Origin of the sequence: Pseudodesulfovibrio pelocollis, assembly GCF_030282845.1 — a bacterium.
GTDB lineage: Bacteria > Desulfobacterota > Desulfovibrionia > Desulfovibrionales > Desulfovibrionaceae > Pseudodesulfovibrio > Pseudodesulfovibrio pelocollis.
On the sequence record NZ_JASTWE010000009.1, the window covers coordinates 13,325 to 28,775 of the forward strand.

At 66.1% G+C, this 15,451-nt stretch carries 13 protein-coding genes and 1 tRNA gene; 5 read left to right on the plus strand and 9 right to left on the minus strand.

Going from position 1 to position 15,451, the window contains the following annotated elements; genetic code table 11:
• Positions 1-206: 206 nt before the first annotated feature.
• The 8 genes from ablB to QQS14_RS05030 form a co-directional block, all read right to left on the minus strand.
• Complete coding sequence (ablB, locus tag QQS14_RS04995; protein WP_285905813.1) at positions 207-1,070, minus strand: putative beta-lysine N-acetyltransferase; 864 nt, start codon at positions 1,068-1,070, stop codon at positions 207-209.
• A complete protein-coding gene (gene kamA / locus QQS14_RS05000; protein ID WP_285905814.1) occupies positions 1,060-2,373 on the minus strand; it encodes a lysine 2,3-aminomutase in 1,314 nt (437 codons plus the stop codon). The genes ablB and kamA overlap by 11 nt, the downstream gene beginning before the upstream one ends.
• Before the next feature lie 13 nt (positions 2,374-2,386).
• A complete protein-coding gene (locus tag QQS14_RS05005; protein ID WP_285905815.1) occupies positions 2,387-3,124 on the minus strand; it encodes an amino acid ABC transporter ATP-binding protein in 738 nt (245 codons plus the stop codon).
• A 52-nt stretch (positions 3,125-3,176) separates the two neighbouring features.
• Complete coding sequence (locus tag QQS14_RS05010; protein WP_285905816.1) at positions 3,177-3,833, minus strand: amino acid ABC transporter permease; 657 nt, start codon at positions 3,831-3,833, stop codon at positions 3,177-3,179.
• Positions 3,834-3,969: 136 nt separating this feature from the next.
• Positions 3,970-4,755 carry an ABC transporter substrate-binding protein gene (locus QQS14_RS05015; protein ID WP_285905817.1) on the minus strand — a complete coding sequence of 262 codons (786 nt, stop codon included), beginning with the start codon at positions 4,753-4,755 and terminating at the stop codon, positions 3,970-3,972.
• 311 nt (positions 4,756-5,066) lie between these two features.
• A complete protein-coding gene (locus tag QQS14_RS05020; protein ID WP_285905818.1) occupies positions 5,067-6,293 on the minus strand; it encodes a helix-turn-helix transcriptional regulator in 1,227 nt (408 codons plus the stop codon).
• 65 nt (positions 6,294-6,358) lie between these two features.
• On the minus strand, positions 6,359-6,658 hold the full coding sequence (locus QQS14_RS05025) for a putative quinol monooxygenase (protein WP_285905819.1): 300 nt from the start codon (positions 6,656-6,658) through the stop codon (positions 6,359-6,361).
• A 48-nt stretch (positions 6,659-6,706) separates the two neighbouring features.
• Entirely contained in the window at positions 6,707-7,000 is a 294-nt protein-coding gene (locus QQS14_RS05030) for a hypothetical protein (RefSeq protein ID WP_285905820.1), read from the minus strand.
• 210 nt (positions 7,001-7,210) lie between these two features.
• Here QQS14_RS05030 and QQS14_RS05035 point away from each other — a divergent pair.
• Positions 7,211-7,304 (plus strand) — tRNA-Sec (locus tag QQS14_RS05035).
• A 126-nt stretch (positions 7,305-7,430) separates the two neighbouring features.
• On the opposite strand, the gene QQS14_RS05040 is transcribed toward QQS14_RS05035, so the two are convergent.
• On the minus strand, positions 7,431-8,117 hold the full coding sequence (locus QQS14_RS05040) for a DUF3313 domain-containing protein (RefSeq protein WP_285905821.1): 687 nt from the start codon (positions 8,115-8,117) through the stop codon (positions 7,431-7,433).
• 242 nt (positions 8,118-8,359) lie between these two features.
• Here QQS14_RS05040 and lepA point away from each other — a divergent pair, with 242 nt between their 5' ends.
• The 4 genes from lepA (at position 8,360) to QQS14_RS05060 (ending at position 15,392) form a co-directional block, all read left to right on the plus strand.
• Positions 8,360-10,165 (plus strand): translation elongation factor 4, encoded by a 1,806-nt coding sequence (lepA, locus tag QQS14_RS05045; protein WP_285905823.1) that lies wholly within the window; start codon positions 8,360-8,362, stop codon positions 10,163-10,165.
• A gap of 28 nt (positions 10,166-10,193) precedes the next feature.
• Positions 10,194-10,814 (plus strand): signal peptidase I, encoded by a 621-nt coding sequence (lepB, locus tag QQS14_RS05050; protein ID WP_285905824.1) that lies wholly within the window; start codon positions 10,194-10,196, stop codon positions 10,812-10,814.
• Between the two features lie 110 nt (positions 10,815-10,924).
• Positions 10,925-12,124, plus strand: a complete 1,200-nt coding sequence (locus QQS14_RS05055; protein WP_285905825.1) for an efflux RND transporter periplasmic adaptor subunit — start codon at positions 10,925-10,927, stop codon at positions 12,122-12,124.
• 1 nt (position 12,125) lies between these two features.
• Positions 12,126-15,392: an efflux RND transporter permease subunit gene (locus QQS14_RS05060; protein WP_285905827.1), complete on the plus strand. Its 3,267-nt coding sequence runs from the start codon at positions 12,126-12,128 to the stop codon at positions 15,390-15,392.
• Positions 15,393-15,451: the final 59 nt, after the last annotated feature.

Sequence of the window (15,451 nt, forward strand, 5' to 3'; positions counted from 1 at the left end):
GTATACCCTTTCACGCCGTTAACAGGAGTTCAAATCCCCTTGGGGACGCCAAGGAGAATCAACGGGTTACAGCAATCGCTGTAACCCGTTTTTCGTTTGCGTGGCTCGGCCATCGTGCTCGGCCATGTGCCGTCGGGTATCCTGCCCTGGCCCCGGATTGACCCCCCTCTCGAGGGAGGGGCGGCGGGGTGAGAACCGCGAGCCCGTCAGCGGGCGGCCAGTCGTCGATGCCAGACATTCATGCTCTCCAGCCGCCCGGCGATCTGGGTGTTGTTGTGCAGGGTGCCGCCGTAGCGGTAACCCGCCCGTGCAAAGACCGTGTTCATGCCGTAGCTGGCGGCCCGGGCGATGGTATAGGTGGTGCGGATGCCCCGGCCGCGCACGGCATCCTCCATGTGGGCCAGCAACCGCCCGGCCGCGCCCTGGCCGCGCATGGTCGGCAGGGTGGCGAAGTCGGTCATCTCCGCGCATTTCCAGTGCATGTCCATTTCGGCCGAGGCTGCGGCCAGCAGCCCTTCGTCACCGGCGGGATTACCTGGAATTGCGCCCGGAATGCCGAAGAAGGCCACGTCCGAGTCCATGGCCTCGCGCAGATAGCCGGGGTCGGTGATGGGAAAGGGATAGGTCTCGAAGACCGCGCCGTAGAGGGCGGCCAGGGCCTCGGCATGCTCTGGCCCCAGGCGGATCACGGCCGGGCCGGGCGCGGCCACCACGGGCTTGCGCGACTTGCGTTCGGCCACGTCCAGGACATCGGCGATGCGCTCCGGGTCGGCGGGCACGGCGCGCCTGCGGGCCAGGTATCGGCTCATGAAGCAGGCGCTGCCCTCGCCCCGGCGCATGCCCGGAACCCGCGCCTCGTTGACGAACCCGCGCCGGGCAAAGTGGTCGGCCGCATCGGCCGGGACCTTGGCAAAGAGCTTGGTATAGCCGTGCTCGCGACCCAGATCGTGCATGGCGTCCACGATGCCCGGCAGGTCGGCGCGGTCGAGCTTCATCAGGTAGACCCGGTCATTGGCCGGGCCGTGCTGGACCAGGGAGTTGCCCAGCCGGGTGACGGAATCATGCCGCATCGTCGCGCCTCCCCATGCGCTCGTTACTCTGCGGGGTCAGGCTGTTGGTCTCGTCCCAGTCCGAAAGCAGCTTCTCAATGCCGATGGCCTTTTCCTCGGCGTCGTCCTCCTTGAGCTGGAGGTTGCACTTGGCGCACTCGCGGTCGCAGTAGTTGGCCTCGTAGCTTTCAGGCTCGTGGTAGGTGGTGATGACGCCCTCGTAGTTGCGCAGCACGACCTTGTTCGGCCCCCAGGAGACCACGTAGTTGGGCATGACCGGGATCTTGCCGCCGCCGCCCGGGGCGTCCACCACATAGGTGGGCACGGAAAACCCGCTGGTGTGGCCGCGCAGGCTCTCGATGATCTCGATGCCCTTGCCTATGGGCGTGCGGAAATGGGTCAAGCCTTCGGACAGGTCGCACTGGTAGAGGTAATAGGGCCTGATGCGGTTCTTGATCAGCTTCTGATTGAGGGTGCGGATGAGCCGCTGGCAGTCGTTGACCCCGGCCAGGAGCACTGACTGGTTGCCCAGGGGGATGCCCGCGTCGGCCAGCCGCTGCACGGCCCGGCGCGACGAGGCGGTCAACTCGCGCGGATGGTTGAAGTGGGTGTTGATCCACAGCGGATGGTGCCTGGCGAGCATGGCCACCAGATCCTCGGTGATGCGGTAGGGCAGGACCACGGGCGTCCTGGTGCCGATGCGCACCACGTCCACGTGCTCGATGGCGTCGAGCTGGGTCAGCAGCCAGTCGAGCTTGTCGTCCGAGAGCATGAGCGGATCGCCGCCGGAGAGGAGCACGTCACGCACCTGGGGGGTGTCGCGAATGTACTGAAGGCCAGCCTCAAGAGCCTCGCGCGAGGGCACGGAGTCCACATCGCCCACCTTGCGCTTGCGCGTGCAGTGGCGGCAGTACATGGCGCAGACGTTGCTGACGTGGAAGAGCACCCGGTCCGGGTAGCGATGGGTGATGCCGGGCACCGGGCTGTCCTCGTCCTCGTGCAGCGGGTCGGTCATGTCGTGCCGCCCGATCTTCAGTTCCTCGGGGCTGGGGAAGGACTGGAGAAAGACCGGATCATTCTCGTAGTCGTCCACGTCGATGAGCGAGAGATAGTACGGGGTCACGGCCATGGGGAACTTGTCCAGGGTCCGCTCGTAGATGCGCCGCTTCTTCTCGGGAAACTTCACGCCCAGCACGCGTTCGAAGTCGGCCACGCTCTTGACGGTATTGCGCACCTGCCATTTCCAGTCGGTCCAGTCGGTCCAGGAGGCCGTGTCGCGCAGCGTCCTGGCCACTTCCTGCTGATGTTCGTTGAATATGGTCAAATCGTCTCCTTGGTTACAATATTCGGCCGAGGAATTCCCGGGTGCGGGGCTTCCGCGGGGCTTCGAAAAAAGCCTCCGGGCAGTCCTGCTCAAGGATCACGCCCTCGTCCATGAAGGCCACCGAGTCGGCCACCTCGCGGGCAAAGCCCATCTCGTGGGTGACCACCATCATGGTCATGCCGTCGTCGGCCAACTGGCGCATGACGGACAGCACCTCGCCCACCAGTTCCGGGTCCAGGGCCGAGGTGGGCTCGTCAAAGAGCATCACCTCCGGCTCCATGGCCAGGGCGCGGGCAATGGCCACGCGCTGTTTCTGCCCGCCCGAAAGGGTCTGGGGATAGACGCTCTCCTTGTCGGCCAGCCCCACCTTGTCCAGGAAGTAGCGGCCCAGTTCGCGGGCCTTGGCCTTGGGCATGCCGCGCACCTGGGTCGGGCCTTCGGTGACGTTGCCGAGCACGGTCATGTGCGGGAACAGGTTGAAGTGCTGGAAGACCATGCCCACCCGCGAACGCAGGGCGTTGATGAACCGCTCGTCGCCGTGGACGAGCTGGCCGCTGACGCGGATCTCGCCCTGATCGTACGTCTCCAGGTAGTTGACGCAGCGAAGCAGCGTACTCTTGCCCGACCCGCTGGCCCCGATGACGCAGACCACGTCAGACGGCATGACCGCCATGTCGATGCCCCTGAGCACGTGATGCTCGCCGAACCACTTGTTCAGCCCCTGTATTTCGATGACCGGTGTCTGATGCACCGCTTCCTCCCGTGGTTTGAAGATTCTCCGCTGCCGCCGCTTTCGACTCCGATCACTGCGTCGAGACATCAAGCCGGGCCTCCAGGGAACGGAACAGCCAACTAAACACGGCCGTATAGAGCAGATAGAACAAGGCCGCGATGAACAGCATCTCCATCATCATGAAATTGGACGAGGCCAGTTGCTGCGACTTGAGCAGCAACTCGTTGATGGTGATGGTGCTGGCCAGGGACGAATCCTTGAGGGCGATGATGAACTGGTTGCCAAGCGACGGCACCGCCCGCTTGAGCGCCTGGGGCAGGATGATGCGGATCATGGCCCTGGGATAGGGCATGCCCAGGCTGCGGGCCGCCTCCATCTGCCCGTCTGCGATGGAGACGATGGCCCCCCGGAAGATCTCGGCGATGTACGCGCCGTTGTGGATGCCCAGGGCGAGCACGGCCGAGGTCAGGGCGCTCAGCCCGGCCAGGCTGCGCAGGCCGAAATAGATGAACAGGAGCTGGAGCAGTAGCGGCGTGCCGCGCACCACATAGATGTAAGCCCGGGCCGGAAGATTGAGCAGCCGCCGCTTGGAGATGCGCATGAAGGCCGTGCCCAGCCCCAGGCCCACGCCCAGCACGATGCCCAGAGCCGAGACCTTGAGCGTCATCCAGGCCGCCGGAAGAAAATAGGGCAGATACTTGGGCAGGGCCGCAAAGTCGAAATACATGCCAGTGTCCGATGTCTTGAGGGTTGGGACCGGCCGGGGCGGTGCGCCCCGGCCGTTGTGTCGTCTGTTGTGTCGTCAGCGGGCGGCCATCGATCAGCGACCGATGGCCGCCGAACCCGACCACGCCGGGCGGTGTCTACTTCGAGGTGATGTCAGCGTTGAGCCACCTGACGCTCAGCCGCGCCAGGGTGCCATCCTCGTGCATGGTCTTGATGATCTTGTCCACGGCCTCGAGCAGGGTATCGTCGCTCTTGTTGAAGGCCACGGCAATGTCCTCGCTGCGCAGGGGCGCGCCAAGGGGGATAATGTCGAACCTGTCGGAACTCATGGCGTTCACGCCCACGACGCGGTCGGTGATCACCCCGTCCACCACGCCGCTCGACAGTTCGGTCAGGGTCTGGGTGTCGTCCTTGTAGAGCTTGACCTCGCCCACGCCGAGCCGGGCCGCGTCATCGGCAAAGGTGGTGCCCGTGACCACGCCCACGATCTTGCCGCGCAGGTCCTCGGGAGCGGTGAACGGCGCGCCCTTTTTGACCATCAGCTGCGCCCCGGAATAATAGTAGGGCATGGAGAAGTTGACCACCTTGAGCCGGTCCTCGGTCACGGCCATGCTGCCCAGAATGCCGTCGTACACGCCGGAACGCAGGCCCTCGATGATGCCGCTCCACTCGGTGGTCACCGGCTTGAGGCCCACGCCGAGCCGGGAGGCCACCTCGCGGGCCACGTCCACGTCGAATCCGACCAGTTCGTTGTTCTCGCTGTAGAAATTGAAGGGAGGGTAGCCGCCGCTCATGGCGAAACTGATTTTACCAGCCTTCCTGACGCGTTCAAGGGAATCCTTCTCCGTATCGGAGCAGGCGACAAGACCGAGGAGGAGAAGCGAGGCCGCTGAGGCGACCAGCAAACGCACAATTGTTTTCATGAAAGCTCCCGTGTTTTGATGAGATGAATAGTGTCCGGTCGGGCGATGCCTTGCGTGATCCTCCCCGATGCTCGCCGCGCTTTGGTCAAGATCGTGGGATCATGAAGCTGGCCGTGGATGGCATGCAATGGCAGAAAGCATGACGATCAGTCCTTCGCCGTATCGCCAGCATCAGTGGCGCTGCTGTGCAGTTGCATTGCCGTGGCACGCCACGACACCTGTGCCGCATTCATGCCAAGCAAACATCATTGTGCCCTGCCGGGCAAGGGGGGAAAGCGGGGATGTCTCGGGTACTCGGGGATACCCGAAGGTCAGCTCAAGGGGGGCTTCTGTCGAAGGTAGGCGTGGAGCGATGTGCGGCTGCCGCGCAGGCCGAGCTTGCGCCGGATGTTCTTGCGGTGGGTCTGGACCGTTTCAAAGGAGAGGTTGAGCAACCCGGCGATCTCCGCGCCGGTGCGCCCCAACTGGATGAGTTGGCATACCTCCATCTCTCTGGGCGAGAGGCGGTAGAGGGCGGCATCCTGCGCCATGCTCCCGGCCTGGGCCGGACCGTCGCCAGCCAGGTCGGCCAGCCGCTCCTCGATGACCGCCCGATAGCCCTCGCGCACGTCTGCGGCCTCGGCCCTGGCGATGCGCTCCAGGGCTGGCAGCATCTGCTGGCGCACCTGGCTGGTCAGGCTCTGGCGCATCTCGCGGCGGTCCTCCTCCACGGTCTTGATGACGCGCTTGAGGGCGATGTTCATCTTCTCCACCTCGGCCTTCTGGTCGCGCAGGTCGGCGCGCAGCTCCACCTGGGGCGAGAGATCGTGCAGAATGAGTTGGAACAATGAGTATCCTGTCAGCCGGATGCGGCGCAGGGTGGCCTCGGCCGGATAGGCGCCGCCCGCGCCATCGGCCCCGTCCACCCGACCGGCCCAGACCCCGCCCTGGTCCAACGAGCCCATGGCCCGGCGCATCATGCGGCGCGACTCGCCCGCCAGCAGGCTGCCCACATCACGCCCTGACAGCTCGCGGCCGGGCTGGCCCAGACGCGCCCCGGCAGCCACGTTGGCCGAGAGCACCACGCCCGCGGTGTCCGTGAGGATGGTGGGGTCCTTGGCTGTTTCAAAAAGCGCGTTGAACAGGGCAATGGAGTCGGACAGGGCCGTGATGTTGTCCTCAAGCCGTTCCTCATAGGTCTCGTACAGGCTCTTCATGGGCCGGTTGTCCGTGGCCACGATCACGAAGCCGCCGTGGCGCGCCACCTCCCCGGCCAGGGGGATGACCCGCAGCAGGAAGTTGCGCCCGCCCGCGCTGGCAACGTCGTGGATGGTCATGGCCGGATGGCGCTCAAGGGCCTCGTCCAGGGTCCCGGCTTCCAGGCCCAATGCGCTCCAAAAGGGCTGCCCGGCCCGGCCGGAATCGGGCAGGTAGGCCAGGGGCTGGCCCTGCACGGCCAGAACCGTGCCCGAGGCATCGGCAAAGAGCACGAGGTCGCTCCAGGCGTCGATGACGTCGCCGGGGTCTGAAAGGGGTGTTATGGCCGGTTCGCTGGTCATGAGGAGTATCCGGGGCCAGCCTGACACGCCCGGCGGCTCAAGTAAAGACGGGCGACCGGACTGGCTCAGACCACCTCGACACCGCGCCAGGTGGTGATCACGGCCGGGCCGGTCACTAGTTCCGCCGTGGCCCGGCGCAGGGCGGCCATGTGGGGCGCGGTGCCATGGGCGGCCAGGGCCGTTTCGCTCTCCCATATTTCGTAGAAGAAAAAAACGTGGCCGTAGTCGGCCCGGTGCAGGTCGTAACGCACGCACCCCGCCTCGGCCCGAACCAGGGGCACCACGCGGCGCAATTCCCGCTCAAGGGCGTCGGCGCACCCGTCCCCGGCGGTGACCACCGCCGAGACGTAAACACGCTCACTCATGGGCACATCTCCCTTTTCGTCACCGCGCCGTGCGGACTCCGCCCTCGGCTATTCGCAGACCGTGCCGGTTCCCGGGGCCAGCCCGGCCAGATAGGCCGTTGCCGCGTCGATCTGGTTGGCGGGCAGTTGCGCGCCCTTCTGGACCATGCGGGCCACGGTGGCCTTCCAGGCGGCGTCGTTCTTGACGCCCACGGTGAGGCATATCCGCTTGGTCGAGTGACACCGCGAACAGGACTGCTTCACGGTCTGTCCCATGTCGGACGCACCGGCCATACCGGCCAGGGCGAAACCAACGGCGACCGCGCATCCGGCCAGGGCGTATCGAGCTTTGCGAAAAGTCATGGCAATCTCCAGTGTGCTGCGCGGCCCGCAAGCCGCTGATGCTGACCACGTGGCGTCATCCAAAGTCGGCCGCGCCGACCCCGCACTCGCCACCCTCCCACAAATACGTCACCGCGCCCCAAAAGTACAGCCCGCCCGCCGGGTCGAAACCGTGGTCAAAACATTCTTTCTTGTCCGCTCGCCCCAAACTTGCTACTTCTGTCCGACCAAGGAAGCGTTTCGTCACCGGTGTGGCGCTTGGTCTTCAAAACCAATGTGTGGCAGTGATGTCACAGGCAGGTTCGACTCCTGTACGCTTCCGCCATCATTAACAAAAATGCCGAACAGCAACGATCGGCATTTCTCGCTTCTCCCCTTTCCCCATCACTCTCCCCAGATTGGCGGGGAGTGTGTTGACTTCCTCGCGCCAAGCGGACTCCTGTTGGCCAGCTCAGGGTTTTTCGCAGCCGAGACCCGCGCGGGCGAGGCAGAGGACGTAGCGCGTGCGCTTGGCCCACCATTCGAGACTCGCATTGGCGGCGGACCATGTGTCAGTCACCGAGTCGGGATTGGAGCCGCCCACGCGGCGGTCCACCGCCGCGCCCATGAGCTCGCCGGTCGTGGCGTCCACCACCTTCATCTCCACCGACACCTCGCCCACGCCGGACTGCTTGCCGGTGCCCGAATAGGTCACCAGATTAACGACCGCGCCTATGGGCGTCAGGGATGAGAGCAGATTGCGCACCGGGTTGGAGGGATCGGCGTCGAGAATGCCCATGGACACCCGCATGGTCCCCGGCTCCGGGCTCGTGACCAAGGTGTAGTCCTTCCCAAGCTCCCTACTCATCAGGGCATAGGCGTTGTTGGCCAGACGCTGATAGTTTTCACGCGTCTCGGCGTCCAGTTGGCCGTCCTTGGCCACCAGGACCGGTTCGAGCAGGATCTTGTCGTATTTGTTGATGTCGATCTTCTTGTTGATGTAGTGGTAGAGCGCCTGATCCCCGGTCCCCTTCTCCAGGATGGAGGGATCGACGAAGGTGGACCGCAGCTTCATGTCGCGCGCGTGGTAGCTAGAGCCGCACCCCGCCACCAGAACAAGCCAGCCCGCCGCAATCGCAATAGCCATCAGCCGTATCATGTCCCTCTCCTTTGTCGCTCGCTTCCGGGGGTGGCCCCATTGTGTCCCCGCTTGGGGAATCCCGCCTTGCGGGCACTGTTCCGATGCTCAATATGCTCCACAGCCGGGGTAATGGCAAGCCCGCCACCCCCGCCCATATATATTAGACAACCCCACCCAAATGCCGTAGAAGACGTTCCGGTACATTCGGCCGCCCGGCCGCGCCCTGCGGGGCGAGACACGTCACCACAGATACGGAAAACATGAGCAAGATAGCCAATATCCGCAATTTCAGCATCATTGCGCACATCGACCACGGCAAATCGACCCTGGCCGACCGCATCCTCGAGATGACGGGCATGATCACCGACCGCGCCAAAAAGGACCAGTACCTCGACAAGATGGACCTGGAACGCGAGCGCGGCATCACCATCAAGGCGCAGACCGTGCGCATTCCCTACACCGCGCCCGACGGGCAGAAATACATCCTCAACCTCATCGACACGCCCGGCCATGTGGACTTCACCTACGAAGTCTCCCGCTCCCTGGCCGCCTGCGAGGGCGCGCTGCTGGTGGTGGACGCCACCCAGGGCGTGGAGGCCCAGACCCTGGCCAACGTCTATCTGGCGCTGGACAACGACCTCGAGGTCGTCCCGGTCCTCAACAAGATCGACCTGCCCAGCGCCGAACCGGAGCGCATCGCCCGCGAGATCGAGGACATCATCGGGCTTGACTGCTCCAACCCGCTCATGGTCTCGGCCAAGAGCGGGCTCAACGTGCAGCGCGTCATCGACGCCGTGGTCGAGCTGCTGCCCCCGCCCAAGGGCGACCCGGACGCGCCGCTCAAGGCCCTGATCTTCGACTCCTGGTACGACTCCTACCAGGGCGTGGTGGTCCTGTTCCGCATCATCGACGGGACCATCAAGAAGGGCGACACAATCAAGATTTTCTCCACCGGCAAGCGCTTCGAGGTCACGCGGCTCGGCGCCTTCATGCCCGAGGCCATGGACATCAAGACCATGGGCGCGGGCGAGGTGGGCTTCCTGTGCGCCTCCATGAAGGAGCTGGGCGACGCCCCGGTGGGCGATACCATCACCCTGGCCGACAACCCGGTGGACGCGCCCTATCCCGGCTTCAAGCCGGTCAAGGCCATGGTCTTCTCCGGCCTCTACCCCATCGAGCCGTCCGAGTACGAGACCCTGAAGAACGCGCTGGAAAAGCTCCAGCTCAACGACGCGGCCTTCAGCTTCGAGCCCGAGACCTCCCAGGCCCTGGGCTTCGGCTTCCGCTGCGGCTTCCTCGGCCTGCTGCACATCGAGATCATCCAGGAGCGCCTTGAGCGCGAGTTCGAGGCCAAGCTGATCACCACCGCGCCCTCGGTCATCTACCAGGTGGATACCGTGGGCGGCGAGACCATGACCATCGACAACCCGAGCAAGCTGCCCGATCCCACCAAGATCGCGGCCATCCGCGAGCCTTTCGTGCGCCTGGAAATCCACGTGCCCAACGAATTCGTGGGCTCGGTGCTGGCCCTGTGCGAGGAAAAGCGCGGCCTCCAGAAGAACATGGCCTACATCACGCCCACCCGCGTGGTCATCACCTATGAGATGCCCTTTGCCGAGGTCATGTACGACTTCTTCGACAAGCTCAAATCCTCCACCCGGGGCTACGCCAGCCTGGATTACGAACTCATCGACTACCGCCAGGCCGATCTGGTGCGGCTCGACATCCTGATCAACGGCGACCCGGTGGACGCCTTCTCCTGCATTGTCCACCGCGAGAACTCGGCGCGCACGGGCCGCTCGCTGGCCCTCAAGCTCAAGCGCTCCATCCCGCGCCAGATGTTCGAGGTGGTCATCCAAGCCGCCATCGGCAACAAGATCATCGCCCGGGAGCGCAACGCGCCCTTCCGCAAGGACGTCACGGCCAAGTGCTATGGCGGCGACATATCCCGCAAGCGCAAACTCCTGGAAAAGCAGAAGGAAGGCAAGAAACGAATGCGCCGCATGGGCAATGTGGAGATTCCCCAGGAGGCCTTCCTCTCCGTCCTGAAGGCGGACGAAGATTAACCATCACTCACCGACAAGGCATCCATTCATGACCCAAAGCTCCCTGAAATCGTTGCGCGACACGGTGGAGGCCATCGTGGTGGCCCTGCTCCTCGCCTTTGTCATCCGCGCCTTCGTGGTCCAGGCGTTCAAGATTCCCTCGGGCTCCATGCTCGAAACCCTCCAGATCGGCGACCATCTGCTGGTCACCAAGTTCGCCTACGACCTGCGCCTGCCCTCCACGGTGTTTCTGGACACCACCGACGGCAAGGTGCTCTACGCCGTGAGCGAGCCTGAGCGCGGCGACATCATCGTCTTCAAGTATCCCGAGGACGAGACCAAGGACTTCATAAAGCGGGTGGTAGCCCTGCCCGGCGAGACCATCGAGATCCACGACAAGGTGGTCTTCATCGACGGCAAGCCCCTGGACGAGCCCTATGTGCGGCACACCAAGCACACCATGGAGCCGGTGCGCGACAACTTCGGCCCCTATACCGTGCCCGAGGGGCAGTACTTCATGCTCGGCGACAACCGCGAGGCGTCCCACGACTCCCGCTGGTGGGGTCCGGTCAAGCGCGAGAAGATCGTGGGCAAGGCCCTGGTCATCTACTGGTCCTGGGGCTCCATCACCGACGTCCGCTTCGAGCGCATCGGCACGCTTTTCCTCTAGCCTACAGTCCAGCAACTTGAGGCCTTATGGCCCACGGCGGAACCCCGCTTCTTCGCCACGGAGTCACTCCGCGCTGGCGAAGGGGCGGGGTTCCGTGCTATGGCAGGGCCATGCCCAGACAACTCCTTGCCACCCTTTCCATTGTGCTGGCCGCGCTCCTGCTGACGGCCTGTGGCTCAGACCGCGCGCCTTCGGGCGGGACGCGGGCCGCGTATGCTCCCCGGACAACCTCCGTGGCCGAGCGGACCACCCTGCCCCGGCTGCACGAGGCCGTGGGCACGGTCAGGGCCAGGACCGACGTCAATGTCGAGGCCCAGATCACGGGCCGGGTACTCGAAGTGCTGGTGCGGCCCGGCGACAGGGTGGCCCCGGGCGACACGCTGGTGGTCCTCGACGGTCGCGCCTCCCAGGCCCGGCTCGATCAGGCCCGCCAGGCCCGCCAAAGCGCCGGGAGCATGATCGCCCACGCCCGCGACGGACTGGCCTCGGCCAAGGCGTCCTTTGCCAAGGCAGAGGCCACCTACCGACGCATGAAGCAGCTGGGCGAGCAGCGCGTGGTCACGGTCGAGGAGGTGGAGCAGGCCGAGTCCGCCTACCTTCAGGCCCGGGCCGCCCTGGGGCAGGCCGAGGAGGGCGTGGCCACCGCCCTGGCCCGCAGCCGCGAGGCGGACGAGGTGGTGCAGGAGGCCGAGATCGGCCTTGATCACACCACCATCGTGGCCAGCGAGGACGGGGAGGTGGCCAGACGACTGGTCGAGCCGGGCGACCTCGCCTTCCCTGGCAAGGGGCTGCTGGTGCTCCAGACCGGCGAGAGCCTGCGCCTGGAGGCCATGGTCCGCGAAGGACTCATCGGCCGGGTGCGCGTGGGCGACACCGTGCGCGTGGCCGTCTCGGCCTTGGGCGAAGACGAAATGCTCGAAGCCGTGGTGGACGAGATGGAGCCCCTGGCCGATCCGGTGACGCGCTCCTTCCTGGTCAAGGCGCGGCTGCCCGAGGCCCCGGGCCTCTACCCCGGCATGTTCGGCCGCCTCTTCGTGCCCCTTGGCCAGCGCGAGGCCGTGCTGGTGCCCGAGGCGGCCGTGACCCGCGTGGGCCAGCTGGAGACGGTCATGGTCCGCGAGGGCGAGACGTGGCAGCCGGTGCATGTGCGGACCGGCGACCGAGTGGGCGACCAGGGGGGCGACCGGCCGGGAGGTCTCGTGGAGGTGCTCTCGGGCCTGTCCGGCGGCGAGACCCTGGGCATCGGCGCGGCCGATCCGGCTGGCGAGGCCGCCGGAGAAGCTGGCGGAAAGGCCGGAGGGGACGACTAGGATGTCGGAGCCCGAACCGGTCCGCCCCGGCCTCATAGGAAGCATCGTCGGCTATTTCCTGACCTCGCGCATGGCCGTGATCCTGGCCCTGGCCTCCCTGGCCCTGGGCGCGGCGGCCATCGTCGTCACCCCGCGCGAGGAGGAGCCGCAGATCGTGGTGCCCATGGCCGATGTGGTGGTGCGCGTGCCCGGCGCATCGGCCGAGGAGGTGGAAAAGCTCGTCACCACGCCGCTGGAGCGACTGCTGTGGCAGATCGACGGCGTGGAGTACGTCTACTCCATCTCGCGCAAGGACATGGCCGCCGTGACCGTGCGCTTTTTCGTGGGCGAGGACCGCGAGGACTCGCTGATCAAGCTGCACTCCATGATCGCCAAGAACGTGGACCTGGCCCCGGCCATCGTCGAGGGCTGGGTGGTCAAGCCCGTGGAGATCGACGACGTACCCATCGTGGCCCTGACCCTGCACGCGGACCACGGCTACGAGGCCCTCTATTCGGACCACGACCTGCGGCGCATGGCCGAGGAGATGTTCCACAGGCTGGCCGAGGTGGAGGATGTCTCGCGCATCACCCTGCACTCGGGCCGCAGCCGCGAGGTGCGGGTGGAGATCCGGCCCGAGCGGCTGACCGGGTTCAACATCTCGCCCCTTGAGGTGCGCCGCGCCCTGGCCGGGGCAGACCGAGCCCTGACCGCGGGCGACGTGGTGGCCGCCGACCGGCGCACCAGGGTGGTCAGCCAGTCCTTCCTGCTCTCGGCCGACGACGCGGCCTCGCTGGTGGTGGGCGTGTTCGACGGCAGACCCGTGTACCTGCGCGACGTGGCCGAGATCAGCGACGGCCCGGGCGAACCCGCCGACTACTCGCGCATCGGTTTTTCCGACGCCTATCTGGCCCGGCTGGGGCTCGACGCGGCCCAGCCATCGCGCCCGGCTGTAACCCTGGCCGTGGGCAAGAAGAAAGGCGTCAACGCCGTGACCGTGGCCGACACCGTGGTGGCCCGGGCCGAGGAGCTGCGGCGCGAGGTGCTGCCCCGGGGCGTGGCCGTCACCGTCACCCGCAACCAGGGCGAAACCGCCCAGGCCAAGGTCAACGAACTGCTCTCGTCGCTGGGCTTCGCCATCGTCACGGTGGTGGCCCTGCTCGCCTTTGCCCTGGGCTGGCGCGAGGCCCTGGTGGTGGCCCTGGCCGTGCCCATGAGCTTTTCCCTGGCCCTGTTCGTCAACCACCTCTTCGGCTACACCATCAACCGCGTCACCCTCTTTGCCCTCATCCTCTCACTCGGTCTGGTGGTGGACGACCCCATCACCAATGTGGACAACATCCAGCGCCACATCCGCGCGGGCCTCAAGAACTCGCTTCAGGCCACCCTGGACGCGGTGCGCGAGGTGCTGCCCCCGGTGATCATGTCCACCCTGGCCATCATCGTCTCCTTCACGCCGCTCTTCTTCATCACCGGCATGATGGGGCCGTACATGGCCCCCATGGCCGCCAACGTGCCCCTGACCGTGACCTTCTCAACCCTGGCCGCCCTGACCGTGGTCCCCTGGATGGCCTGGCTGCTCCTGCGCGGCCGCCATGGGCAGAACGCCGGGGAACCGGGAAAGGACGCTTCCGGCCCCGCGCCCAATGCCCGGCTCCTGGCGGTCTACACCCGGGCCATCACCCCCTTCCTGGGCGCACCCCGCAACCGACGGCTGCTGCTGGCGGGCATCGTGGCCGGGCTGGGGCTGTGCCTCGGGCTGGTGGTCCTGCGGCTGGTGCCGCTGAAGATGCTGCCCTTTGACAACAAGAATGAGCTGCAACTGCTGGTGGACATGCCCGAGGGCACCACCCTGGAGCGCACGGACCGGGTGATGCGCGACTTCGAGGCCCTGCTGCGCACCGTGCCCGAGGTCACCACCCTGGTCACTTACGCGGGCTCACCCTCGCCCATGGACTTCAACGGCATGGTCCGCCACTACTACTGGCGCGACGAGCCCCACCTGGGCGAAATCCGCATCAATCTGACCGACAAGTCCGAGCGCGACCAGCAGAGCCACGCCATCGCCCTGCGCCTGCGCGATCAGCTGGACGAGGTGGCCGCGCGCCACGGGGCGCTCATCAAGCTGGTGGAGACCCCGCCCGGCCCGCCGGTCATGGCCACCCTGACCGCCGAGGTGTACGGCAGGCCCGACCTGCCCTACTCCGCCCTGCTCGACGGCGCGGCCCACCTGCGCGAGATGATGCGCACCGAGCCGGGCGTGGTGGATGTGGACGACTCGTCCGAAGCGGACCGGCCCATGCTCGATTTCGTTCTCGACAAAGAGAAGGCGGCCCTGCATGGCATCACCGCCTCGGACGTGGTCCAGACCCTGCGTCTGGCCTTAAGCGGCGAGGAGCCCGCCTTTGTCCACGCCCCGGGCGAGCGCCAGCCCCTGCCCGTGCGCGTCATCCTGCCCGCGTCCCTGCGCGTGGGGCCGCAGACCCTGGACCACCTGACCATGAAGAGCGCCACCGGGGCCATGGTCCCCCTGGCCGAGCTGGGCACGTTCCGCGAGGTCGCGGCGGACCAGCCCATCCTGCACAAGAACCTGCGCCGCGTGGCCTACGTCTACGGCGAGACCGCAGGCGTGCCGCCGGGCGAGGCCGTCCTCGACCTCAAGGGCAGGCTGCGCCACGACCCCATGCCGCCGGGCACCACCGTGGACTGGGCGGGCGAGGGCGAATGGAAGATCACGCTGGACGTGTTCCGCGACCTGGGGCTGGCCAACGTGGCGGCCCTGGCCGCCATATACATCCTGCTGGTGATCCAGACGGGCACCTTTGTCATGCCGCTGTTGATCATGTCGGCCATTCCGCTGACCCTGCTCGGCATCCTGCCGGGCTTCTGGCTGCTCAACGTGGTGGCGGGCGGGACTGTGGGCGGATACGCGGACCCGGTCTTCTTCACGGCCACCTCCATGATCGGGATGATCGCGCTGGGTGGCATCGTCATCCGCAACTCGCTGGTGCTCATCGAGTTCATCCAGTCCGAGCTGGCGGCGGGCAAGCCGCTTCGCGAGGCCATCATCCAGTCCGGCGCGGTGCGCATGCGCCCCATCCTGCTGACCGCCCTGACCACGGCGCTGGGCGCATGGCCCATCACCCTTGATCCCATCTTTTCCGGCCTGGCCTGGGCTCTCATCTTCGGCCTGGCCGCCTCAACCCTCTTCACCCTGGTGGTGGTGCCCAGCGGCTACTACGCCCTGTATGGCGGGAGAGACCGCGCTGCATCAAATATCAAATCATGAAATAGAGCTTTACAAATAAAAGGCGCTGCTTTATATCGTGACAACTACACTATCGGAGG

What these genes read in the sequence shown, in the direction of transcription:
- ablB (WP_285905813.1), bottom strand. Translation starts at nt 1,070, where the DNA reads ATGCGGCATGATTCCGTCACCCGGCTGGGCAACTCCCTGGTCCAGCAC.
- lepA (WP_285905823.1), top strand. Translation starts at nt 8,360, where the DNA reads ATGAGCAAGATAGCCAATATCCGCAATTTCAGCATCATTGCGCACATC.
- QQS14_RS05015 (WP_285905817.1), bottom strand. Translation starts at nt 4,755, where the DNA reads ATGAAAACAATTGTGCGTTTGCTGGTCGCCTCAGCGGCCTCGCTTCTC.
- QQS14_RS05060 (WP_285905827.1), top strand. Translation starts at nt 12,126, where the DNA reads ATGTCGGAGCCCGAACCGGTCCGCCCCGGCCTCATAGGAAGCATCGTC.
- QQS14_RS05040 (WP_285905821.1), bottom strand. Translation starts at nt 8,117, where the DNA reads ATGATACGGCTGATGGCTATTGCGATTGCGGCGGGCTGGCTTGTTCTG.
- QQS14_RS05025 (WP_285905819.1), bottom strand. Translation starts at nt 6,658, where the DNA reads ATGAGTGAGCGTGTTTACGTCTCGGCGGTGGTCACCGCCGGGGACGGG.
- QQS14_RS05010 (WP_285905816.1), bottom strand. Translation starts at nt 3,833, where the DNA reads ATGTATTTCGACTTTGCGGCCCTGCCCAAGTATCTGCCCTATTTTCTT.
- QQS14_RS05030 (WP_285905820.1), bottom strand. Translation starts at nt 7,000, where the DNA reads ATGACTTTTCGCAAAGCTCGATACGCCCTGGCCGGATGCGCGGTCGCC.
- lepB (WP_285905824.1), top strand. Translation starts at nt 10,194, where the DNA reads ATGACCCAAAGCTCCCTGAAATCGTTGCGCGACACGGTGGAGGCCATC.
- QQS14_RS05020 (WP_285905818.1), bottom strand. Translation starts at nt 6,293, where the DNA reads ATGACCAGCGAACCGGCCATAACACCCCTTTCAGACCCCGGCGACGTC.
- QQS14_RS05055 (WP_285905825.1), top strand. Translation starts at nt 10,925, where the DNA reads ATGCCCAGACAACTCCTTGCCACCCTTTCCATTGTGCTGGCCGCGCTC.